This is a genomic window from Streptomyces sp. NPDC026394, from assembly GCF_055567735.1.
In genome coordinates this window covers 111,559-133,155 of record NZ_JBVHPX010000018.1, presented here as the reverse complement: position 1 = coordinate 133,155, position 21,597 = coordinate 111,559, and the positions used below count along the sequence as shown (strand labels likewise).

The 21,597-nt window shown below is 69.8% G+C and carries 18 protein-coding genes and 3 pseudogenes; 6 read left to right on the top strand and 15 right to left on the bottom strand.

The annotated features are described in order from the left end of the window. The first annotated feature begins 5 nt into the window (after window positions 1-5). Entirely contained in the window at window positions 6-713 is a 708-nt protein-coding gene (locus ACZ4QV_RS31715; protein WP_361634993.1) for a B3/B4 domain-containing protein, read from the top strand. A 60-nt stretch (window positions 714-773) separates the two neighbouring features. On the opposite strand, the gene ACZ4QV_RS31710 is transcribed toward ACZ4QV_RS31715, so the two are convergent. Next, entirely contained in the window at window positions 774-1,523 is a 750-nt protein-coding gene (locus ACZ4QV_RS31710) for an SDR family NAD(P)-dependent oxidoreductase (protein ID WP_361634996.1), read from the bottom strand. A gap of 98 nt (window positions 1,524-1,621) precedes the next feature. Beyond that, window positions 1,622-2,411: pseudogene (locus ACZ4QV_RS31705) on the bottom strand (helix-turn-helix transcriptional regulator). A 118-nt stretch (window positions 2,412-2,529) separates the two neighbouring features. Here ACZ4QV_RS31705 and ACZ4QV_RS31700 point away from each other — a divergent pair. Then, window positions 2,530-3,239, top strand: a pseudogene (locus ACZ4QV_RS31700) (SDR family oxidoreductase). Window positions 3,240-3,308: 69 nt separating this feature from the next. Here the strand turns inward: ACZ4QV_RS31700 and ACZ4QV_RS31695 are convergent. Beyond that, entirely contained in the window at window positions 3,309-4,139 is an 831-nt protein-coding gene (locus tag ACZ4QV_RS31695; RefSeq protein ID WP_361620146.1) for an alpha/beta fold hydrolase, read from the bottom strand. 153 nt (window positions 4,140-4,292) lie between these two features. On the opposite strand from ACZ4QV_RS31695, the gene ACZ4QV_RS31690 reads away from it, so the two are divergent. Then, a complete protein-coding gene (locus tag ACZ4QV_RS31690; protein ID WP_467763728.1) occupies window positions 4,293-5,201 on the top strand; it encodes a helix-turn-helix domain-containing protein in 909 nt (302 codons plus the stop codon). A gap of 76 nt (window positions 5,202-5,277) precedes the next feature. Here ACZ4QV_RS31690 and ACZ4QV_RS31685 read toward each other — a convergent pair whose 3' ends face one another. Continuing rightward, window positions 5,278-7,605 carry a glycosyl hydrolase family 28-related protein gene (locus tag ACZ4QV_RS31685; RefSeq protein WP_467763727.1) on the bottom strand — a complete coding sequence of 776 codons (2,328 nt, stop codon included), beginning with the start codon at window positions 7,603-7,605 and terminating at the stop codon, window positions 5,278-5,280. A 164-nt stretch (window positions 7,606-7,769) separates the two neighbouring features. Between ACZ4QV_RS31685 and ACZ4QV_RS31680 the strand changes: the two genes are divergently transcribed. Further along, the gene (locus ACZ4QV_RS31680; protein ID WP_467763726.1) at window positions 7,770-7,961 is read left to right on the top strand and encodes a hypothetical protein; all 192 of its coding nucleotides are present in this window, start codon (window positions 7,770-7,772) and stop codon (window positions 7,959-7,961) included. A gap of 397 nt (window positions 7,962-8,358) precedes the next feature. Here ACZ4QV_RS31680 and ACZ4QV_RS31675 read toward each other — a convergent pair whose 3' ends face one another. The 6 genes and pseudogenes from ACZ4QV_RS31675 to ACZ4QV_RS31650 all read right to left on the bottom strand — a co-directional run bounded on the left by ACZ4QV_RS31675 (window position 8,359) and on the right by ACZ4QV_RS31650 (window position 15,896). Next, window positions 8,359-9,894, bottom strand: a complete 1,536-nt coding sequence (locus tag ACZ4QV_RS31675) for a trypsin-like serine protease (protein ID WP_361587093.1) — start codon at window positions 9,892-9,894, stop codon at window positions 8,359-8,361. A gap of 527 nt (window positions 9,895-10,421) precedes the next feature. Then, window positions 10,422-11,393 (bottom strand): alpha/beta fold hydrolase, encoded by a 972-nt coding sequence (locus ACZ4QV_RS31670; protein ID WP_361635006.1) that lies wholly within the window; start codon window positions 11,391-11,393, stop codon window positions 10,422-10,424. A 164-nt stretch (window positions 11,394-11,557) separates the two neighbouring features. After that, a pseudogene (locus tag ACZ4QV_RS31665) lies at window positions 11,558-12,382 on the bottom strand (methyltransferase domain-containing protein). 146 nt (window positions 12,383-12,528) lie between these two features. Beyond that, window positions 12,529-13,830: a serine hydrolase domain-containing protein gene (locus tag ACZ4QV_RS31660; protein ID WP_467763725.1), complete on the bottom strand. Its 1,302-nt coding sequence runs from the start codon at window positions 13,828-13,830 to the stop codon at window positions 12,529-12,531. A gap of 217 nt (window positions 13,831-14,047) precedes the next feature. Next, window positions 14,048-14,713 (bottom strand): response regulator transcription factor, encoded by a 666-nt coding sequence (locus tag ACZ4QV_RS31655; RefSeq protein ID WP_361154794.1) that lies wholly within the window; start codon window positions 14,711-14,713, stop codon window positions 14,048-14,050. Continuing rightward, a complete protein-coding gene (locus ACZ4QV_RS31650; protein ID WP_361154792.1) occupies window positions 14,706-15,896 on the bottom strand; it encodes a sensor histidine kinase in 1,191 nt (396 codons plus the stop codon). The genes ACZ4QV_RS31655 and ACZ4QV_RS31650 overlap by 8 nt, the downstream gene beginning before the upstream one ends. Window positions 15,897-17,144: 1,248 nt before the next feature. Here ACZ4QV_RS31650 and ACZ4QV_RS31645 point away from each other — a divergent pair. Then, complete coding sequence (locus ACZ4QV_RS31645; RefSeq protein ID WP_361154791.1) at window positions 17,145-18,134, top strand: PI-PLC domain-containing protein; 990 nt, start codon at window positions 17,145-17,147, stop codon at window positions 18,132-18,134. Window positions 18,135-18,259: 125 nt separating this feature from the next. Here ACZ4QV_RS31645 and ACZ4QV_RS31640 read toward each other — a convergent pair whose 3' ends face one another. The 4 genes from ACZ4QV_RS31640 to ACZ4QV_RS31625 form a co-directional block, all read right to left on the bottom strand. Next, a complete protein-coding gene (locus tag ACZ4QV_RS31640) occupies window positions 18,260-18,628 on the bottom strand; it encodes a DoxX family protein (RefSeq protein ID WP_361154790.1) in 369 nt (122 codons plus the stop codon). Between the two features lie 3 nt (window positions 18,629-18,631). Then, window positions 18,632-19,231 (bottom strand): TetR/AcrR family transcriptional regulator, encoded by a 600-nt coding sequence (locus ACZ4QV_RS31635; RefSeq protein WP_361587081.1) that lies wholly within the window; start codon window positions 19,229-19,231, stop codon window positions 18,632-18,634. A 302-nt stretch (window positions 19,232-19,533) separates the two neighbouring features. Further along, window positions 19,534-19,776: a hypothetical protein gene (locus ACZ4QV_RS31630; RefSeq protein ID WP_467763724.1), complete on the bottom strand. Its 243-nt coding sequence runs from the start codon at window positions 19,774-19,776 to the stop codon at window positions 19,534-19,536. 224 nt (window positions 19,777-20,000) lie between these two features. After that, window positions 20,001-20,267 carry a glycosyltransferase family protein gene (locus ACZ4QV_RS31625; RefSeq protein WP_361154787.1) on the bottom strand — a complete coding sequence of 89 codons (267 nt, stop codon included), beginning with the start codon at window positions 20,265-20,267 and terminating at the stop codon, window positions 20,001-20,003. On the opposite strand from ACZ4QV_RS31625, the gene ACZ4QV_RS31620 reads away from it, so the two are divergent. Further along, entirely contained in the window at window positions 20,266-20,553 is a 288-nt protein-coding gene (locus ACZ4QV_RS31620) for a hypothetical protein (RefSeq protein ID WP_361154785.1), read from the top strand. The two genes, ACZ4QV_RS31625 and ACZ4QV_RS31620, sit on opposite strands and share 2 nt — an antisense overlap. A gap of 60 nt (window positions 20,554-20,613) precedes the next feature. Here ACZ4QV_RS31620 and ACZ4QV_RS31615 read toward each other — a convergent pair whose 3' ends face one another. Next, window positions 20,614-21,393: a class I SAM-dependent methyltransferase gene (locus ACZ4QV_RS31615; RefSeq protein ID WP_467763723.1), complete on the bottom strand. Its 780-nt coding sequence runs from the start codon at window positions 21,391-21,393 to the stop codon at window positions 20,614-20,616. Between the last annotated feature and the right edge of the window lie 204 nt (window positions 21,394-21,597).

Sequence of the window (21,597 nt, the reverse complement as noted above, 5' to 3'; positions counted from 1 at the left end):
ACCCCATGCCCGACATCCGCATCGCCCCTGCCGTCGCCGACGCCTTCCCCGACACCCTCATCGCCCTGGTCACCGCCACCGGACTGCGGGGCCGCGAGCCCTGGCCCGACACCGCTGCCGCTCTGGACGGTCTGGAGCGGCAGTTCGCCGACGGCACCTGGCAGCCCGCCGACGAGAGTGACCCTCGTATCGAGGCCTGGCACACCGCCTACCGGTCCTTCGGCACCAATCCCCGCCGCATCCGCCCCAGCGTCGACGCACTCGGCCGCCGCTTCGCCAAGAAGGGCGCCCTGCCGCGCGTCAACCCGCCCGTCGACTCCTACAACTGCGTATCCGTACGGCACGGCCTGCCCGCCGGCGCCTTCGACGTGGACCACGTCACCGGTGACATCACCGTCCGCCACGCGGACGGCGCCGAGGAGTTCACGCCGCTCGGCGAACCCGACACCGTCGAGAACCCCAGGCCCGGCGAGATCATCTATGCGGACACCACCGGCGTCCTGACCCGCCACTGGAACCACCGCGACGCCCACCGCACCCGCGTCACCGAGGACTCCGCCCACGTCGTCTTCGCCCTCGAAACCCTCCACGCCACCCGCGACGGCCACCTCCTCAAGACCGCCGCGGAGGAACTGCGGGACCTGCTCACCCCGCACGCCGAGCAGACCGCGATCCACTACCTCGGCCCGGCACATCCGCAGGCAACTGTCTGAGCTCCGCCCGCCCGCCGACCGTGCCTGGCTCTGGCTCGCGCAACGGGTGCCGCCCGCAGGTCAGAACTGGTTCTCGCCGCCATCGATGTACAGATTGGCACCGAGGACGAAGCTGCTCTGTTCGGAAGCGAGAAACGCCACCACATTGGCGACCTCGTCCGCACGCCCGATCCGGCCGAGTGGCACAGCCGCGGCGAATTGCGACTTGGTGACGGGTGCGTCCGCGGTGGCGGCCACGCCGTCGAGTCCGGGAGTGTCGATGGTGCCCGGCGAGATCGCGTTGACCCGGATGCCGCGGTCCTTGAGCTCGTTGGCCCAGGTACGGGCGAAGGACCGGACCGCCGCCTTGGAGGCCGCGTACGTGCCGAAGGCCGCGACACCGTCATCGGCCCGCACCGAGGAGTTCAGGATCACCGAGGCGCCGTCGTTGAGCAGCGGCAACGCCTTCTGCACGGTGAACAGGGTGCCCCGCACGTTGACATCGAAAGTCTGGTCGAAGTGCTCCTCGGTGGTCTCCTGCAGCGTCGCGAACGAGGCGCTCGCCGCGTTCGCGAAGAGCACGTCCAGACCCAGGCCCCGGGCACGGACCGCGTCGTAGAGACGGTCCAGGTCGGCCAGGTTCGCTATGTCACCCGCCACGGCGGTGGCCCGCGCCGGGCCGATGGTTTCGACGGCCGCGTCCAGTTCGGCCTTGCGCCGGCCGGTGACGAACACGTGCGCGCCTTCGGCCGCCAGCCGTACGGCGGCGGCCAGGCCGATCCCGGTGCTGCCGCCGGTGATGACGGCGATCTTGCCCGCTAGCTGTCCCACAGGAATGACCTCCACGAGGTGGCGAACTTCAGTACCGATCGGTACTCAATGAGAACGTAGCACATCTGTACCGCCCGATACGGAAAATGTCGGCTGCGTCAGGCCGTCGGCTCCCCGCCCTCGGTATAGATCACCAGCGTCAGTTCCGGCTGCTCGGCCAGGCGGAACGCCGTGTAGACGAACTCGGCCTCCTCGCCGCCTCCGCGCCGCAGCCGTTTACGTCCGCCGCGCCGGACCTGAACTTCGTACTGCGCCCACCAGGCACGCGCCTGCGCTGGCCGTGTTCAACTCGTCGATCAGCTCCGTGAACCGGGTGGCGTCCGGCCAGCGTCCGCAGCCGGGCGAGCAGACCGCGAGCCTCCGGCTCCCAGTCGACCACGACGTCCCGGGCCACCGGGGCGAGGAACACCCAGCGGACGAAGTTCGCCGGGCGGCCCGTCGGCGTGGTGAGGTTCGGGAACAGCTCGTCGGCTGCCTGATTGCAGCCGAGGACGTCGTAGTTGCTCCCGATGATGTAGGCCGGTCGCGGCTGGAGCAGCAGGGGGTAGCCGCCACCTCGGCGGCCAGCGGTTCAGGTTCCCCGGCCCCGGGCTCGGGGGTACGACCGGCGAGCCGGAAGAGGTGGTCGCGCTCGTGGCGGTCGAGCCGCAGCGCCGAGGCGAGGGCCGCGAGCACCTGGTCCGAGACGCGGATGTCCCGGCCCTGCTCCAGGTACGTGCACCAGGTGGCGCGCTCATCCCGGCGAGCAGCGCGAGCTCCTCCCGGCGCAGCCCCGGCGTCCGGCGGCGGCCGGAGTGCGGCAGCCCCACCTGGTCCGGTGTGATGCGCTGCCTGCGGCTGCGAAGGAAGGCCCCCCAGCTCACCGCGTTGGTCCGGCTGTCGCTGCACTCATGCCCACCACCACGACCCCCGCGACCACGGCCCCCACCACAACCACGGCCGCACGCATCACCACAGACACGGCCACAGCCATGGACTCGGACCAGGCGGAACCCGCAACAAGGTCATCGCCGTCACCGGTGCGAGCAGCGGGACAGGCCGAGCCACCGCGCTCGCCCTGGCGCGGCGCGGTGCGACGGTCGTCCTCGGCGCCAGGCGCGGCGATCGCGTCGAGCAGCTCGCCGCCGAGATCCGGGAGAGCGGCGGCCGCGCCGTCGGCGTGCCGACCGACGTACGGCGGCGTGCGGACCTCGTCCGCCTGGTCGACACGGCGGTCACCCGATTCGGGCGCCTCGACGTGCTGGTCGACAACGCCGGCATCAGGCCGGTCTCCCCACTGGAGGACCTGCACGTCGACGCATGGGACGACATGATCGACGTCAATCTGCGCGGCGTCCTGCACGGTATCGCCGCCGCACTGCCGGTCTTCCGCCGGCAGGAAGCCGGGCACTTCGTCACGGTGGCGTCGACCGCCGCATACCGCACCGTCCCCGGACAAGCCGTCTACGCCGCGACGGAAACGGCCGTCCGTACGGTCTGCGAAGGGCTGCGGCAGGAGGTGGGCGACCCCGCGTCACCATCGTCTCCCTGGGGTTCGTCCACACCGGCTTCGCCAACGCGGTCACCGACCCCGAGGCCCGCGCTGCGCTGCCGGCCCGCCGCGACGCCATGGCACTGGACCCCGCAACGATCGCGGACGCCATCGCCTACGCCGTCGCCCAGCCGGACCAGGTCGACGTCAACGAGATCGTGGTACGGCCCACCGCGCAGCGTTGACGGCGGCCAGGCCGTATCCAGTGCTCAGCCGGCCGGGGCGGACACCGGGGCGACCCGCGTCCCCCGAGGTCAGCCCTGTATGCCCGTGCCCCTGCCCCCGCCCCCTGCTGTGTCCGCGAGGAAGTCCCGAAGGGCTGACGCGACGGCATCGGGAGCTTCCACGGGCAGCAAGTGACCGGCGCCGGGGACCGTTGTCAGGGTCGCGTGCGGGATGTGGGGCAGCAGGCAGTCACGCAGGACGTGCGGCGGCTCCACCACGTCGTTCTCCCCGGCCAGCACGGCCACCGGTACCTCGATGTCCCGTACGGCGCGGGTGATGTCCCGCGCGATTCCGCGCAGGGGCCATTCGCGCCGGGCCTCGGCGCCGCAGGCGAGGCTGTCCCGTACCGCGGTGGCCCGCACCGCCGGGGGCAGCGGAGTGGCGGTCAGGACATGGTCGAGGGCGTGGTGCACCGTCTCGGGCGAGTCGTAGGCGTGCGCCAGGCCCTGCCGGTACTCCTCGGTGACCATGACGGGCGGCTGCGGCGGTGCGGGCGCCACGAGCACCAGGCCGACCAGCGCGGACGGCCGGCGGGCCGCGAGGAGCTGACTCGTCTTGGCGCCCATCGAGTGGCCGACGAGGACGAACGGCCCGGGCACGCGGGCTCGGACCACCCGGGCGAGATCGTCGGTGAGCTGGTCGAGGTGATAGGGACCGGGCAGGGCTCGGGAGGCGCCCCAGCCGCGCTGGTCGAAGCGGACCGTCGCCTGTCCGGGCGGCAGGAGGCCCAGCACGCTGTTCCAGGTGGCGGCGGAGCCGCCCCAGTAGTGGACGAAAACCAGTGCCGGCCCGGTGCGGCCCCGTGTCAGCACGTCGAGACACCCGCCCGACACCGCAACACCGGTTGTGGTTTCCGCCATCTCCGCCATCATCGCGTCTTCCCTTCCGTCGGCAGCAAGCGACTCCGCCGCTCGCGCCGAACCGGTGAACCCATACCCTGGCCTGCTGTCAGGCCTGTCTGCGACGGTAGGCGCGAGACCGTTCACCCAGTGGCGGAAAGGAACACATTCCTTGTGGAAAACGGACACGGTGCGGTGCGGCAGGTGCACTATCTCCCGGCCGTCGGATCGGCGTACGGGGTGGAAGTCCTCGATTTCGCCGCGCTGCGCTCGATGGACGTCCACCGCCGACGTACCCAGCCGCAGCGCCCCGACTTCCACGTCTTCGCGCTGATCGGCTCCGGAACCGGCACGCACGAAGCGGACTTCCACAGCCATCTGCTGGAAGAAGGCAGCGCCGTGTGGATCCGGCCGGGCATGGTGCACCGCTGGAGCGACATCGAGGCCTGCGACGGTCCGCTGATCCTCTTCCGGCCCGGTTCGTTTCCCGGCTTCACCGTGCCGGAGGCCGGTACCCCGGCCTGCTGGCACCTGGACCAGCAGCGCCTGTCCCTCGCCCTGCTCGCCGCCGGGCACCTCGAACGCGAGCACGACGCAGCAGTCCACACCCCGAGCCTGGCCTCACCCGCCCTCCTCTCCCACCTGCTGGCGGCCCTGATCCTGCGCACCCTCCCCACCGCCGACGCGCCGGCCCCGACCGGGACAAGGAGTTCCGGAAGTCGGCACACCGGCGTCTTCCGCGCCTACCGGACCACCGTCGAAGAGCACTTCACCGACTGGCATCACGTGGCCGACTACGCCCAGGCACTCGGTTACGACGTACGCACCCTCACCCGGGCGACGCGTGCCGCCACCGGCACCGGCGCCAAGACCTTCCTCGACCAGCGCGTCCTGCTCGAAGCGAAAAGACTGCTCGCCCACACCGAGCTGCCGGTCGGCAACTGCGCCCGACGCCTCGGCTTCCAGGACGCCGGGAACTTCACCGCCTTCTTCAAACGCCAGACCGGCACGGCCCCCACCACTTGGCGCACCCTGTACAGCACCGCCGCCGGCGGATACGTCCCCCGTCAAGGCACGGTGTGACGCCCGACGGTGTCCGACTGCCTCGGCCCAGGGCGAGACAAGACAGGCTCGCCCCTGGTCGGCGCGCAGCGTCCCGTCAGGAGGCAGCCAGCCCTTCGGTCGCCCGCAGCTTGACCGTGAAGGCCAGCGTCAGCCCTCCCGGCGGCGAGCACTTCACCACGGCGTTACCGTCCAAGGAGACGATCTGTGGCGGGTCCCACCCGGCCGGTACCGAGCCCTCGGCGGACCCGAAGGAGTCGAGGACCCGGCTTTCGGGCGCCCAGGCGGTGACCGTACCGCCGACGTTGCTCAGGCCCTGTTCGACGACCCACGTCGCGGCCCGGCCCGTCGGGTCGGTCGCCATGACCTCGGCCCGGTAGCGGCTCGCTCCGGCTGCCAGGGGCACCGCGGCGAGGGTGAGGGGATTCGCGGCCGCGATGCCGCAGCCCTGGGCCACCCGCTCGCGGGCCCCGATCCGTCCCGTCGTGGTGTCGAGGGCGAACACCCAGTCCCGCCCGCCTTGCCACTGTGTCTGGCCGAGGTCGGTCGCGGACACACAGCCACCGAGATGGGACACCCTGTTCTCGTCCCGGGGGAGGGTCCAGGGTTTCACGGGATCGGTGGTGCTGCCGAGGATCCGGACCGGTGCCGGCCCCCGCCTGCCGGTGAACACGAGGTTCGCGCGGGTGCTCGCGCTCGGGCGGAACTCGCAGTTCACGAACGTCGACGCGGTGGGGATCTCCAGCGGGGGCCTGGGCGGTTCCTGACCGAGCAGGAGCAGGGAGTTGTCGATGCGCACGGGTGGGCAGTCGGTCCGCTTCAGGAAGCTGGTCTCCAGTACCGAACTCTCCAGGACGAGATGGTGCAGGTCGGAGGTGGCCACCGCGCACTGCCAGGTCTCCGGATGGCCCTGTGTCGCCTCCGAACTGATGGCGATTCCGATGCCGTGGAAGGACCCGTACGGCGCCGCTGTGGTCAGCAGGAGCGGCACGACGGAGCGGTGGCTGCCGATGTACCAGTCGCGAGCGGTGACGCCGACGACGTCGGTCGCCACGAAGTCGTACTGGGTTCCGACGGTCTGCAACCGGTTGACCCTGGCCAGCCCGCTGCCGCCCAGGGTGAGGCCGAGCCTGGAGGCGCTGACGAAGAGATGTTCGACCTCGGAGAGGTACGAGTTGTTCCGCAGCCTCATCCCGTCGCGTGCGGCGGTGACGCGGAGGTGGCTGAACACCGAGCTGTTCGAGAGCTGGCCGTGGACACCCGCGCCCGAGGGACACTGGAACTCCAGCCGCCGGACCGTGGTGAGCGCGGCCGCGACCGGAGGCCCGCCCCACTGGTACATCACGTAGACGGGGTCGGGGTCCGGAGTCCGTCGGATCCACGTCGACCCGACGGTGAAGGCGTCGACGTCGCGGTCGAAGTTGATCAGTATCCGGGTGACCAGCCGCTGGTCCGCGTGGACGGGGTCGGGCCTGACGTTGGTGGCGAAGTCGGAGGCGAACTTCGCGGTCGGCGCGGTGAAGGTACGTGTACCGGCGTCCCGGTCGATCACGAAGTCGCTGATGCGGACGGAGTCGATGCGCCCGGTGAACGGCCGCGTGAAATCGTGGTATTCCGGCCAGCGCTGCTGACTCCTGGCGCCGAGGTACACGCCTTCTTCGACGGGCTGGGTCAGCTTCGCCCCGGCCCGGGGACGCTGTCCCTCCCGTGGCTCGGCGGGTGTCAGTACCGTCCCGGGCGGCCCGGCGTAGAGGTCGAGGTGGGTGCCGTCCCAGACCAGGGAGAGGTGGAGCGGCTGCCCGACCGGGAAGCTGCCGGGGTGGGAGATGACGTGGTCCACGCCGTCGAGCCGGGCGGTGGCGGTGACGGTGACCTGGCCTGTCGTGCCGCCGAGGAAGATACCGAAAGCGCAGGTGGCCGCTTCGCTGTTCAGCCGGCGGCCCGAACTGGAGAGGACCGGCTCCCCGCCTCCGCCCGGAAGGACGTCGGGGCGCACCGTGCAGGAGACCGAGAACGATGCCGCGCCGTCCATGTCGAGCGCCGGGCTGTCACGGAGGTTGACGGTGCTCCGGTTCTTCGCGCTGAGAACGCCGGCCCGGCCCGCTCCGGTGAGCAGGGCGTCCGACGTGGGCAGGTGGCCCAGCGACTTCGGCGAGATGCACAGCGCGGGGCCGTGCGCGCCGAAGAACCTGATGATGGTGGTGTGTTCGCTCTCGCCGCGCAGCTCGATCTTCCCCTGCTCGCGGCCGACGACCAGCGGGCGGCGGATGCGGTAGTAGCCCGCCGGGAAATAGACCACGCCGGGGCGGAGCGGGTGCAGGGAGCGCATGGCACGGGTGATGGCGTCCCAGTCGTCGCTCTGGTCGTCGCCCTTCGCGCCGAAGTCGAGGACGTTCGCGAAGTCGTGCTTCGGTACCACGGTCACGTTCCCCTGCGCATCGCACTCGCCGACGACGAACGCGCCTTCGAGCAGCGGTAGTTGGCGCGCACCGGCCCTGCCCGTCGACGACCACGGCGGACGGCTGCCCGGCTCCGAGCCCGGTGGTTCGCGCCGGCGCGACCTCCGGCTGTTCGTAGTAGCTCACCTTCGTGTCGGCCGCGGCCGCGGTGGCCGCGATCCCGGTGACCATCGTTCCCGCGGTGAGCGCGGCGGACGTCGCCCTGGTCAGCCTCGTGGCATCGTCCGGAGCCAGCGCGGAGCAGAGCACGTCCCCGGCCTGGACGTCGACTGCGACCGTTGCTGTTTCCATGGGCTCCTCCGGGTGCGCGGTGGCCGGGTGAAACGGGACTGCCCGCGGGCCGCCGACGTGTCCGATGCCGCGGACGCGTTCGACGTTGTCGGCGTGTCCGGTGCCGGGAACGTGTCCGACGCCAGGGACGACGGGACTCCGTCGGGGCGGCCGGTCGCCTCGGACCAGGAGACTGCAAACCGCCGACCGAGGACAGCCGCCGGGCGAGCTTTCACCCACATGGGCGATAGAGGCGCTGGCGTGAGGGACGGCGGAGCTTGATGTCACATCGGCTTCGCCGCGCGCGGGCCCGGGTGCCGGAGGCGCGTCGGCGATCAGACGCAACAGAGGGGCACCCGGCCGTCCGGCCGGATGCCCCTCACACCACGCTCGTCACAGCGTCGGGTCGCCGCGCTGTCCTGCGCCGTGCCGACGCCGTCGTACCGACGTCAGGACGTGCTGGGCCACATCGCAGAGCGCGAACCGAGGGTGCCCTTCCCGTTACCCGGGTAGAGGAACAGGTCGCCGGAGCTGTTGATGGCGGCGACGTCGGCCTTGCCGTCGCCGTTGAAGTCGCCACCCATGACGGCCCGGAAACCGCCCCAGCTCTCGTCGGGCCACATCGCCTTGTCGTAGTCGAACGTGCCCTTGGCGTTGCCGGTGTACAGGCCCAGGCCACCGGTCTGGGAGACCGCCGCGATGTCGTCGCGGTGGTCGCCGTTGAAGTCCGCGCTGGTGAGGTGCTTCTTGGACCAGGTCTTGTCGTGCCAGACCTGGCGCTTGAAGCCGGAGAGGCGACCGTCCGCAGCAGTGGTGTAGGCGTACAGCGAGCCGTCGTTCCAGATGGCCACCAAGCCGTCGCGGCCGGAGTCGTCGGCCTTGTAACGGGCGAACTTGGAGACGATCTTCCAGCTGTTGTCGTTGGACATCGAGCGGGGAGAGCCCAGCTTGCCGCTCTTGGTGCCCGGATACAGGTCGAGGTAGCCGTCGAGGTTGATCGCGGCGATGTCGGTCAGACCGTCGCCGTTGAAGTCACCGGCGACCATCGCGCGCTTACGGCCCCAGGAACCGTCGTGGTTCCACAGCTCACGGCCGTATTCGAGCTTGCCGTCCGGGCCGGTGTAGAAGACGTGCAGGTTGTGGTCGTCGAGGACGGCTGCGACGTCGGGACGGCCGTCACCGTTGAAGTCCGCGCTGGCGACGACGTCGGTGACATGGCGGTACATGGTCGTCAGGCGGATCTGCTGGACCCAGCGGTGCACGTCGTCGACCCGGGCCTCGACGGCGCCCGTACGGGTCTCCTCGGAGCCGAAGCAACCGCCCTGCCACGAAGTGCTGTTGACCGCGACCAGCTCGTAACCGCCGGCCTCCGTCTCACGCAGGGCCGGGCCACCGGAGTCGCCCATGCAGACACTCGCACCGTCCTTGCCGGTGACGGCGAGCGTCGTCTTCTCCACCGCGTCGACGGAGAAGCCACCGCTGTGCAGGCGGTCGGGAACCCACTCGTCCTTGGTGCGGCCGTAACCGGCGACGCGCAGCGTGTCACCCTGGGCAGGAGCGGTGGAGGCGACCGGGACCGGGGTGATGTCCTCGACCGGTGCCGACAGCTTCGCCATCACCAGGTCACGGTCCGTACGGGGCACGAGTTCGGTGACGGTGCGTACCTGCCCGTCCTTGCCGGACAGGTCGGTGCGGCCGACGGTCACCGAGGTCGCCGACTTCGGCTTGCCGGCGGCGACCTTGTCCTGACCGGGCTTGTCGGCGAAGCAGCTGACGGCCGTGAGTACCCACTGGGGATCGACCAGCACACCGGTGCAGGCGCGCTGGCCGCTGCCGATGTCGAGCTTCGCGGTGAACGGGTATGCCCCGTTCTTGGCGGCGTCACCGACGACTGCGTGTGCGGGGACACCGGTCAGCATGCTCACCGCGACGGTGGTCGCGGCCAGCCCGGTGACCCATATGGCGCGTGGACGTCTGCCAAGCACTCGTGTTTCCTCAATTCTTGAGAGGGAGGGAAAAAGGGAAGGGATGGAGAAATGTCCGGGGCCCGGCGGGCCTTCTTGCCCACAGTGATGTCGAGCACAGCGTGTTTCCGTTGCGCCGTGTGTTTCCGTTACACGAGGGCGACGGCGTATTCCGCGTCGATTCCCTTCCAGGCGTCCGATCGCGAGAGGCTGCGGGGCGAGGTGGCCATCGCTCCCGTACCCGGTGCCGTGGAGGCAGAAGCCCCGCGCCGTCGAGCAGCCCGGGGGCGCCCGTCGGTCGCTCCGAACAGCGCAAAGGCGTCAGCGGTGAGGGCGCTGCCGGGCGAGCCGACGGCGGTCGGCGGGCACAGAGGCATCCGCATCGATGACTCACCTTTCGGTTGATGAGGCGCTGAAGGGAGCAAAGCGCGCCCCGCAGAAGAATTATCACTTGGCGCCACAGATCATCAAGCGCTGCCACTTCGCTAACAAATCGGCATCTATCCGCCCGCTGTGCCCCGCAGCGCGGTTCGGCGCGGTGACAGCGGTCAACCGACCCGGAGAGGTCCTTGGGCGCACCGTCGCGGCGTCGTCTCCACGCGGTGGATCAGGTGGGCGATGAGCATGACGAGTTGCGGACACAGTTCGCGCGGGATGCTGTGTCCCATGCCGTCGATGATGGCCAGCTCGGCGCCGGGAATGGCCGCGGCGGTGGCTCGCCCGCCGTTCATGTCGATCAGCACGTCGTCGGTCCCGTGGATGACGAGCGCCGGAACCCGTACCGACCGCAGCCGTGCCGTACGGTCGCCGGAGGCCCTGGCCGCGGCGAACTGACGCACCATGCCGGCAGGGTCGTGCCCCCGGTCGTAGGCACGCTCGGCCCGCTCCGTGGCCGCGGCTTCGTCGAACGCGAATCCCGGCGACGCCACGGCCCGTAGGGCCCGGACCTGCCAGGCGATGAAACTCCGGCGGTCCTGCGGAGGCGTTCCCAGCCCGGCGAGCGCCGTGGCGTCGGGGCGGCCGACGGCGCGGTCACCGGTGCTGGACATCATCGACGTCAGTGAGCGGGTGCGCTCGGGGTGCTCGACGGCCATGGTCTGGGCGATCATCCCGCCCAGCGACGCGCCCACCAGATGGGCGCTCCGCACCTGCAGCACGTCGAGCAGTCCGACGATGTCATCGGCCATGTCGGACAACGTGTAAGGCGCCAGGGAGGAGTCGCCGGTCAGCACCGTCCGCACGTCCGGGCCCGGCAGGTCGAGGTCCTGCGGGTCCGGGTCCGGCAGATCGGGGCCCGTCAGGTCGGGGAAGCGCGACGACCGGCCGGCGTCCCGATTGTCGAACCGGATCACTCGCAGGCCGCTGCGGACCAGCTCGGCACAGAACTCCTCCGGCCAGGCGATCATCTGCGCACCGCCGCCCATCACCAACAACACGGGCGGCGCGTGATCGTCACCGAAGCATTCGTACGCCATCTCCATCCGCGACGGGCCGACCCTCAGCGCCAGCTCTTCACCCATCGCCGAACCACCTCGACACCCCGACCGAAAGAAGCTGAACGAGCGTGAACACACGGACACTTTCCATGCTCGCGGAATCCAACGTAGCGGAATGGTTCGGCGGAATGAACAAGGAAACGGGCGCGAGCGCATTCAGTGGGGACCGCCGCAGTGGGGAGTGAACCTCAGGGGTCGACTCCGGCCGCCGACACCGGGCGGCGGCCCCGAGCGGAGACCATCGGCGCGGTGGCCAGGTCGAGCCCGCCGGCGGCGATGTTCGCCAGGTGCCGGTCGATCTCTTCTTCAGTGGCCGCCCCCGCCGCGACGAGCTTGTCGCGGACCTGGTGGACGGTGGCCCGCTCCAGCTCGGCGCACGCGGGGGAAGTGAGGGGGAAGTAGGCGCCGGCCCCGATTTCGGCCAGTCCGGCCGCACGCAACAGCCGCGGCAGCTTGCGCCCGTACGCCAGGTCCGCGCCGCGCTGCCGCAGCAGCTCGCGGAAGCCGCGGCGCAGGCGGTTCGCCAGCTCCTGCCCGGGCCCGTACTCGTCGGGACAGATCAGAGGCTGCAACGCCGGGTCACCGTCCTCCACCACCAGCCAACCACCGGGGTGCAGCGCCTCGGCCATGGACCGCAGGGCCTGGTGCCGCTCGGCGACGTGGACCAGCACGAGCCGGGCATGGACCAGGTCGAAAGGGCCTCCCTCGGGCCGGGCCTGGACCGCCACGTCGTGGCGCAGTACCTCGTAACCCGCGGCCGCGCGCATCCAGGAGGTGTCGATGTTGGTGGCACCCACGTACCCGGCCGGGCCGACACGCTCGGCCAGTCAGGCAGGAACCGTGGGCTCACCGGCACCGACCTCCCAACACTGCCACCCCGCACCGACCCCGACCGTCTCGAAGTGCCGGCACGTCGACGGGTCGAAGAGCGCCGACAGCTCGGCGAACCGCTCACCCGCCTCGGCCTGTCGGTTGTCCACGAGGTATTCGGTGTCGGAGTGGTTCCTTGCCATGAGCGGATCATTGCACGTGGTCCGTATGGGGCCGGGGCCTTTGGGGCCTCGGGGCCTGCCGGCACGGTCCGGGGCCCTCGGCAGCCGACGCCCGCGGTCTCGGCTGCCACCGGCCTGGTCGCAGGCGACGGCGATGTCCGCACCGGCTATCCGGCCGGGCTCGCGGAAGGGCGCGACGTGCCCAGCATGGAGCAGGCTGCCTCATCGACGAGGGCCTTGTTCGTGCCTGCGGCCGCCTTCTCCTTGATGCCGAAGTTCGTGCTCGTCAGGACCGCGACGCTCCGGTGGCCGTCCGCGTCGGTGTAGATCTCGCTGGAGTAGCCGGGCAGGCCGCCGGTGTGACCCCAGACGGTGCCGCAGGGGGTGTCCACCTTCATCAGGCCCAGACCGTAGCCGCCGCCTTCCTCGGCGGCGGGAACGGTGGTGCGCATCTGCTTCATTTGGGCCTCGGGCAGCAGCTTGCCGGACATGAGCGCGGTCAGGAAGCGCTGCCAGTCCCGTGCGGTGGAGACCATGCCGCCTGCCGCGCCGGACCAGCTCGGGTCGATACGGGAGGTGTCGATGGTGCCCCCGGGACGTCCAGGGCCGGCAAAGCCAATGCCTTCGGGCAGGTCCACGGTCGGTGCGAGAAGGCTCTTGAGCTGCTTGGCGCCCGGCTCGTAACCGGTCACGTGCTGCTTGCCGGCGCTCCAGCCCGCGTCCGTGGCCAGGAATGAGTCCTTCATGCCCAGTGGCTTGGTGATCCTTCGCTCGATCAGCTCGGTGAGGCTCTTCCCGGTGGCCTTCTGGAGAATCAGACCCAGAGCCGCGTAGTTGGCGTTGCTGTAGAAGTGCTTCTTGCCGGGCGCGGCCGGCGGATCCTGCGGGGGAGTGATGGCGAGGAGGTCCTCCGCTCGCCAGGTGCGCCGCTCCTGGCCCGTGAGGGAGGGCAGGAATTCCGGCGTCAGCAGGAAGTCGCCCAGGCCGCTGGTGTGGTTGAGGAGCATGCGTACGGTGATGTCCTTGCCGCCCCGCACGAGTCCGGGCAGCCACTTCTCCACCGTGTCGTCCAGGCCGACCTTGCCGTCGGCGACCAGTTGCAGGACGAGAGTGGCGGTGACCGTCTTGGTGTTGGACCCGACCCTGAACTGGTCGTCGGCGGCGAGGCGGTGATCGGCTTTCGTCCAGGCGGCCTGCCGTGCGATGTCCACGGGTGCCCCACTCCCGCGAACGACCCGGACGATCACCCCGGCGGAGCCCCCGTCCGCCGCCTTCTGCGCGAGATCGGCCAGGCGCTTGTCGGCCTGCGCGCCCGACGTCTCCTGCCTGGCCGACGTCTTCGCCGCACCCGCACCCGCATCCGTGTCCGTCTCCGAGCAGGCCGTGAGCGCTCCGCCCATACCGGTCACCAAGGTCATGGTCAGCGCCCCGTGCAGAATCCGGCGGCGAGACGTTGAGAGTGCGGACATGACAGTTCCCTTCGGCGCATGACAGGTGGTCGCGTGCGTCGAGGGCCGGAATTCCTCCCCTGAGGGGCTTCATGGCGGGCCCGCCGCACAGCAACCATTCAGCCAGCGCCGGCCACCCGGCACATCGCTCGTTGGCGGGCCTTCTGTGGGCTCCGGGTCACTCGGAGGAGTGACGAGCAGCGCCAGGGAGGGCCGGTGTCCCGTCCGCTCGGGGCGGTCAGGACAGTGTGTTCCTGGCCAGTACCGCCGCCTGCGCCCGGCTCTGGCAGCCGGTCTTCGCGAGCATCCGGCTGACGTGCGTCTTCACCGTGTGCAGGCTCACCACGAGCCGGTCCGCTATTTCGGCGTTGCTCAGCCCGTCCCCGACCAGCCGCAGTACGGCGTGCTCCCGCTCGGTGAGGTCCCTCAGCCGGGCCAGCTCATGGCCGTCCGGCTGACGCCGGGTGCTCAGATGCCCCTCGATGATCCGCCGGGTCACCGCCGGACTCAGCGCACTGTGCCCGGCCGCGGCCGCCCGCACCGCCCCGGTCAGCTCCTCGTACGAACTGTTCTTCAACAGGAACCCGGCCGCCCCGGCGGCCAGCGCCTCGTCCACGTACTCGTCCAGATCGAACGTCGTCAGCATGAGCACCTGGCTCCGCCCCGGCCCGAGCAGCTGCCGGCGGCCCAGCTCGGCCAGCGCCCACAGCCCGTCCCGGCGGGGCATGCGGACGTCCAGCAGCAGTACGCGCGGCCTCAGCCGCGCGCACTCCTCGACGGCCTCCTCCCCGTTGCCCGCGGTGCCGGCCACGGTGAGATCCGCCTGACTGTCCAGGATCGCGCTCAGGCCGGCGCGGATGACCGGCTCGTCGTCCACCACGAGCACACTGATCCGCTCAGACATCGGCGGTCTCCAGCGGCATCGTGGCCTCGACACGGAATCCGCCGTCGCCGGTCGGGCCGGCGGTGAGTTCCCCGCCCAGCGCGTCCACCCGCTCCCGCATGCTGACCAGACCGAGCCCGACCCCCGCGCCCGCTGTGCCGCGCCGCGCCGCGCGGCCGTTCACCACCTCGAAGCGCAGTTGTCCGGCGGCGGCGTCGAGGGTGAGCCGGACCGGCGCTCCGGGCGCGTGGCGGCGGGCGTTGGCCAGTGATTCCTGCACGATGCGGTACCCCGCCAACTGCACCGGATGCGGCAACCTTTCCAGCTCCGTTCCCACATGCACCTCGACCGAGCCTCCCGCGGCACGGTGGCTGTCCAACAACACATCCAGCTCTCCGAGGCCGGGCACCGGCTGGAGCGGGGCCGCTTCGGCGGGATCGCGCAGCATCCGGAGCAGATCGCGCAGCTCACCACCGGTCTGGCGGCCCGCCGCCGCCAGCCCGTCGATCTGGGTACGGGCCCAGTCGGGCAGCTCGTCACCCCGAGCGCGCAGGGTTTCCGCGTGTACGACGAGCAGGGTGAGGGAGTGCGCGACCACGTCGTGCATCTCGCGGGCGATCCGTGCCCGCTCCCGCTGCGCGGCCTGCGCCGCCTGCAGACGCTGTGCGCGGTCCGCGTCGGCCACCCGCTGCTCGGCCGCGGCGAGCAGTACACGGCGGGTACGTGCGGCGAAACCCATCACCCACGACAGCGGCATCGGAGCCAGGGAGGCGAGAATGTCCAGGCCGCCCCGGAACTCACCGGCGTCCGCGGTCAGCTGGTTCACCCCCAGGCCGATCGCGATCAGCGCGCCGCCGCCGAGCATCGCCAGCACGGTGCGTACCCAGCTCGTGCGGTAGCTGCCCAGGTTGTAGAGGAGTACGGCGAGCGGCAGGAAGATCAGCGGGGTCAGTTTGGCGTCCTGACCGGCGCTTCCCACCAGCGCCGCCACGAGTGCTCCCAGGCCCGCCACAAAGGCCGTGACCGGCAGCCGCCGACGCAGTACCAGCACCGCCACGGTCACCGCTTCGCAGCCGACGAGCGACCACCACGCCACCCCTGACGTGTCCACGTACGGCTGCGACAGCAGCGGTGGCAGACATGTCAGCGCGACCAGCCCGACGTCAGCACTCCATCGGGGCCACACGCCATCGAGTACTCCCATGCGCCCGACATTAAGAGCTCGCGCTTCGGTCATCATCACTCCAAAGAACGACTCACGCTGTCATCGACCGGCCTGATCGGCCTGCTCGGCGGACAGCTCGACCGACCACGGCAGGCATCCCGTGATCATCTCAGCGCACTGGTCGAACGCGTCGGACTCGGACACCGAGTCGGCCGCGGAGAGCGTCTGGGGCGACCTTGCCCAGCCAGGTCCAGGTGCCCGCCGGTTCGCCGGCGGGCACCGCCGCGGACGGGACGTACCTCCGTGGCCGGACGGGCGCCATCCTCGAATTCGCGGTGCGTCACATACTGCGGTTCCCTTCCTACGAGAATCCCTGGACGGGAAAGCAGGACCCCGTCGTCTCGATGAGCGACGAAACCGTGGTCGAGGCCGCGCTTTTCGCCCTCACCTGTCACCGGGTGAGCCACGCGGAGCCGTGTATCGCGGCCGCCGTCCACGCGCTCGCGGAAGTCCTCCTGCCGTATGCCGGAAGGTGGTGTTCATCGGGGTGTCCGATGCGATCGAGGAGCAGGTGCGGGGTGCCGATCGAGGCGGTCGACTGCGGGGGCACGTCTGCATTTCCGTATTTCGGGCGCAGGCAGGAGTCGAGGGTGACCGAGCGCGCGCTGATCCTTCCGTTTTCCTTTGCCGGTACCGATCCCGGCCCCTGGGTGGTTGTCGTCCAGCGACGTCACAGCGTGGCAGGCGGCGCCGAGGTTCGGGCCCGCGCCGTACGGCCTCGCAACGGTGGCCGCTGCACGGGGGCGTCAGTTTCAGCATGCACGGACCTGGTGGAAGCATCCGGTCCGCCAGATCCCACGGGAACGGCATAATGGCCATTTGCTGCTGGAAACCGGCTGATAACCAGTCACGAAAAGGGTGCCGGGCGCGATACTTTCGCGGCGGAAAGACGGCTTGTCGCCGTCACGTTGTACAGAAGAGGAGCGCCGTGGGGACAGCGGCGGCCAAACCGACGCGCGAGGAGGCGGCATCCCGTCCGGCACAAGGACGGAGACGGCGCCGAAGTGGCGCGGACACCCTGCGCGACACCTGCCGGGCCCACGCCCACCGGGGCGAGGAGACACGGCCCCGAGCACTGTCGCGACGGCGGCCGCGCCCCGCACATCTGAAGCTCGGCCGAGGTCCCGAGCCACCCCTACCGGACGCGTCGACGCACCGTAACGTCCCCTGTCTGCCGCGCTGCCGGCAGCTCTCCGCTTCTGCAGACCGACATGAGGAGCACCCTTCTTGACCACTCACCGTAGAAAAGGCGTCGGCCCGCGGATCGTACGGGCCCTGATAGCGGCACTGTGCGGAATCCTCGGTGCCACCGCGCTCAGCGCGACCCCGGCGGCAGCAGCCGACCAACGTCACGCGATCTACGCCATCGCGCACCGGGTCAACACCGTGGACGGCGTGGACGCCGCGATCAACCATGGTGCCAACGCCATCGAGATCGATGTCTGTGCCTGGTGGAACCCGAACGAATGGCGTGCTTGGCACGACTGTTCCTCGGCCGGTGACAACCGGCGGGGCCCCAGCTTCGACAGCATGCTCGACCGCATCATCTCCAACGCCAACGCGGGGCGCCGACTGTCGCTGGTCTGGCTGGACATCAAGGACCCGAACTACTGCGGAGAAGCGGAGAACCGTACGTGCAGTGTCGCCGGACTGCGCGACAAGGCACAGCGGCTGACGGCTGCCGGAATCCAGGTGCTCTACGGCTTCTTCGAGTACCACGGCGGCAACACGCCGGACGTCGGCGGCAGGGGCTGGAAGAGCCTGGAGGGCAAGCTCGGCAAGCTGGAGGGCATCACCACGACCGGGAGCCGCGACAAGGTCCGCAACGCCTTCAACCAGTCCGGTTCCGGATTCCCGACCGGCCGCCGGGTGATGGACTACGGCGACACCAACATCACCAACGGATTCGGCAACTGCACGGAAGCCACGTGGAACACGTGCGCCGAACTGAAGAAGGGCGCCGCCGACCGCGCCGCCGGACAGCTCGCGGCCACCCTTTCCTGGACGGCCACCTACAACGACCCGTGGTACGTCGACAAACTGCTGGGCGACGCACGGGTGGACGGCATCATCGCGGGCTACGCCGCCTTCACCGGAGAGCGCGAGTACGACAACAGCTGGCAGTGCGCCAACGCCATCAACCTCATCCGTGACTGGGTGAACCGTCACAGCGGCTCCCACCGGATGGCCAACAGCGGAGACCGCCTGTTCCACTAGAGGCCGGACTGGGCCCGGACCGTACCGGCCCGCGCCCCATGCACCCCTCAGACCGTCGGCCGGAACCCCGGCCGACGGTTCTTGCCGATGAACTCCGAGCGGTTCCACAGCCGACGTGCCGCGCGTCACCAGCGCACGAAGCTCACCACGAGTACGGCCAGGGACAGCAGGAACATGCCGAGACAGTTGACCCAGAAGGTGGAGTTGAGGGCTCTGGCGCGCACATGGGATGCGCCGGCCGCGAGGAAGTAGACCACGATCGCCGCGGTGGTCGTCATGGCGACACCCGGCACCCGGAGCCCCACGACGAGCCCTGCGACCGAGGCCGCTTTGGCAGTGATCAGCACCCACCACCAGTCACGCGGGAACCCTACGCCTTCCAGGCAGTCGACTATGAACTTCGGTGGACGGACCATCATCAGGGTGTCGCCGGCCTGGATCACGAGGAGGACCAGGATCGGCCAGACCGGGGAGGGGAGTTCGGAGAGAGTCATCGCTCAGTTCCTGCCTTGCGAGGTGATGAATTCGGCGGTGGCCCGGATTCTGGAAGCCGTTTGCCGGGGATCGGTGGTTCCCGCGGCGAGGAGCATCAGCTCACCCAGGTAGCTGGCGAACATGACCTGCGCGCCGAGTCGCGCGTGCGCGTCCTGCGTGCCCGCGTTCACCATCGCGGTGGTCAGGTTGCTCTCGGTCAGCGTGCGCAGTGTGCCGAGGGCCGCGTTGGCCGCGTTCTCGGGGCGTCCGCGGGTCAGGGCCCGGAAGTAGGCGCGCGCCAGCTCCTCGTTCTCGGTGAACAGGTCGAGGAAGGGGGCGAAGTAGTGGGACAGGTAGTCGACCGCGGAAGTGGTGGACCCCGCCGTCGGCGGCGCGGGGACACGGGCGGCGATGGCCCGGTCGTAGACCAGGCTCAGCAGCGACTCCTTGTCCCCGACCGCCATGACCGCCCCTACGGAAACCCCCGCCGCGGCGGCGATCTGGCGCACCGTCGTGCCCTGGAAGCCCTGCTCGGTGAAGAGTCGCGCGGCAGCGTCGGTGATGCGGGCAGCGGTACGTCGTTTCTGTTCAGCGCGGGTTGGCTGAACGTGTTCAGCGAACATGTTCAGAATATAGGAGGCGCGGCCACGCCGACGCAATGGTGACGGCCGGTCCGGTGTGAGGCGGCTCCCTGGTGCCTCGGACCCGGCACGCAGGACCATGAACCGCCGGCGCCCGTGGCGGGGCCGCGGCCTGGCGCCTACGGTTCCGGCACCGGGTTACTCGGCCGGTACCTTGATCGCATGTCCTCACGTGGAGCGTTCAGGGCCCGTTCACCCCAGTCGGTCGGCAGGCCGCGGCGAACGGTCGCCGCCGTCGGGCACAGGCGGCGGCGATACGCGCTCCACCGGTCCGGAGTCCGGACTCACCTGTCCGTCTGCCGGGCGACTCGTGAGAAGTGGGCCCGGGCGCTGAGCGTGTCCCGTTGGAAGTTCTCCTCGGAGACCTCGGCCGCGACGTGCTCCCGCAGTTCTTCGCCGAGGTGCTGGGCGCCCGAAGAGCCCGCGTACAGGAACTCGATCGCCTCGGCCAGGCCGTCGCTGCTGGGCGGAAATCGGTGCGCGACCGGAAAGAACCTGTCTGCCTCCACCTTGTCGGTTTCGGGCATCAAGGTGCAGACACCCGAGAGTGCGGCTTCGAGCGGCGTGATGCCCCACGTCTCGTACTGTGAGGAGCAGACGAAGATTCCGTCGGGCCGTGCCAGGCTGAACAGGGCGTGGAGCTGTGTCTTGGAGAGTTTTCCGATTGTTAGGAATTCCGCGCGGCGCTCCCTCGGTACGCGAGCACGCAGCGCCTCGCGCGCGACGGCGTCATCAGGGCTGTCCCCGGCGATCAGAAACCGCAGGGGCCCCCTCGCTTGCGCGCTTGGACGCAGCCGCTGATGAGGAGTTCGACGTTCTTGAAGTAGTCCAGCCGTGCGACGGCGGTGAAGACGAGCAGCTCGGCGTCCTCGACGAACGATCTCAGCCGACCGTCCCGGAGCGGCTCCGGCACCGTGGACGGCGTTGTCGGCGGCCGCACCGCGCGGATCCGTCGTTCGTCGACGCCTCGGCTGACCAGGTATTCCCGTTGCAGTCGTGAGTGCTGGAGCACGAACATGCGCCGCTTCGGCGACAGCGCGGCTCACGGCGGCTGCGTCCATGTCGAAGTGGAAGAGGAGCGTGGCGCAGCGGAAGGCCGACCGGTGTACGAGAGCGACCTGGGGCTCCGTCAGTTCTTCATCCCGTTTGTAGAGGATCACCCCGGCGGAGAGCCCGGCGTTCCGCAGGCAGCGCAGTGCGGAGCGGGCGAACGAGGTGGCTCCGACCTGCGCCGGCTCCAGCTCGCTCTCCGGGAAGTACCTCTCGTCGACTACGAGTATTCCGGCCATTCGCGCATCACATGAGCGTACGTTCATGGACTCCGGGCCTCTGGTTACTGTCGTGACATCCCGTACCGGTAATGCTTACAGACCTCCCGTGGCCGGGAGGACCTGCAGGTCGGCGGTCCGCCAGACACCGATCGATTTGTCGGCGAAGCGATGCTCGATCCTTGCTCCGTCTTTCTCCGACTCGTAGACCTCTGTGCAGTTCTCGTCGATGAGGTGCAGGGGAGCGGGGAGCGAGAACGGCGCCCGGCACAGGTTGAGGGAGCGCCAGCCGCCGGTTTCGATGTCGTCGGCGTTACCGGTCCGGCCGGTGAAGGTGGTCGTCGCGAAGTAGGTGGAGCGGCTGCGTTTGACGTTCTGCAGCGCCGCCCGTACATCGGCATTGCTGAAGTGCACCAGACAGTCCCGGGAAAAAATCATGTCGACCTGGGGAATCCGGCTGCGCGTGATGTCGAGCACGCGGAAACCACGGCCCGGCCGTCCGAACTTCCGTTCATTCTCTTCTACGACTTCAGGAACGATGTCGGCGCCGAGGTACGAATCCACCCCCAGTTCCACCTGGGACATCCAGTAGAAGTCCCCGCACGGCATGTCGAGGAAGCTGCGGACGCCGAGCTGCGAGATCAGCTCGGGAAGTGCCCGACGGAGGGATGCGGTCTGTACGAGGTCGGATCCGCTGCCCGAACGTGACAGGTTCTCGTGCTTGCCGTCGCCGCCGGGAAACAGCTTCCAGGAGTCGCTGGCATAAAGTGCGCCGAAGATGTTCCGCATCGTCCGCTCTGCCGGATCGCAGGCCGACGGGATGACGGGAGAATGGCGAACGCCGGCCGTGGGAAACCCGCGGTTCATGTCGTTCATAACAACCCTTCACCTGGGAGCTGGTGGAACAGAACAGCCGTCCGGGAAGTATTGCCACCCGCTGGGCCGCGTTTGCACACAGGGTTTTTTCGTCTTCGCGCATGTCCACGTGGGGAGGTGAGATGTGCGTCGACAATTCTTACACAGTGCTCGCGCGTGTCCACCAGGCACGTGTAAACGGCGGCTAAAGTCGCCGTCGTGTGA

Bases quoted from the DNA above. Each gene is read 5' to 3' on its own strand.
- ACZ4QV_RS31715 (WP_361634993.1), top strand. From the start codon at position 6: ATGCCCGACATCCGCATCGCCCCTGCCGTCGCCGACGCCTTCCCCGAC.
- ACZ4QV_RS31695 (WP_361620146.1), bottom strand. From the start codon at position 4,139: ATGGCGGAAACCACAACCGGTGTTGCGGTGTCGGGCGGGTGTCTCGAC.
- ACZ4QV_RS31670 (WP_361635006.1), bottom strand. From the start codon at position 11,393: ATGGGTGAAGAGCTGGCGCTGAGGGTCGGCCCGTCGCGGATGGAGATG.
- ACZ4QV_RS31660 (WP_467763725.1), bottom strand. From the start codon at position 13,830: ATGTCCGCACTCTCAACGTCTCGCCGCCGGATTCTGCACGGGGCGCTG.
- ACZ4QV_RS31655 (WP_361154794.1), bottom strand. From the start codon at position 14,713: ATGTCTGAGCGGATCAGTGTGCTCGTGGTGGACGACGAGCCGGTCATC.
- ACZ4QV_RS31650 (WP_361154792.1), bottom strand. From the start codon at position 15,896: ATGGGAGTACTCGATGGCGTGTGGCCCCGATGGAGTGCTGACGTCGGG.
- ACZ4QV_RS31640 (WP_361154790.1), bottom strand. From the start codon at position 18,628: ATGACTCTCTCCGAACTCCCCTCCCCGGTCTGGCCGATCCTGGTCCTC.
- ACZ4QV_RS31635 (WP_361587081.1), bottom strand. From the start codon at position 19,231: ATGTTCGCTGAACACGTTCAGCCAACCCGCGCTGAACAGAAACGACGT.
- ACZ4QV_RS31630 (WP_467763724.1), bottom strand. From the start codon at position 19,776: ATGCCCGAAACCGACAAGGTGGAGGCAGACAGGTTCTTTCCGGTCGCG.
- ACZ4QV_RS31620 (WP_361154785.1), top strand. From the start codon at position 20,266: ATGCGCCGCTTCGGCGACAGCGCGGCTCACGGCGGCTGCGTCCATGTC.
- ACZ4QV_RS31625 (WP_361154787.1), bottom strand. From the start codon at position 20,267: ATGTTCGTGCTCCAGCACTCACGACTGCAACGGGAATACCTGGTCAGC.
- ACZ4QV_RS31615 (WP_467763723.1), bottom strand. From the start codon at position 21,393: ATGAACGACATGAACCGCGGGTTTCCCACGGCCGGCGTTCGCCATTCT.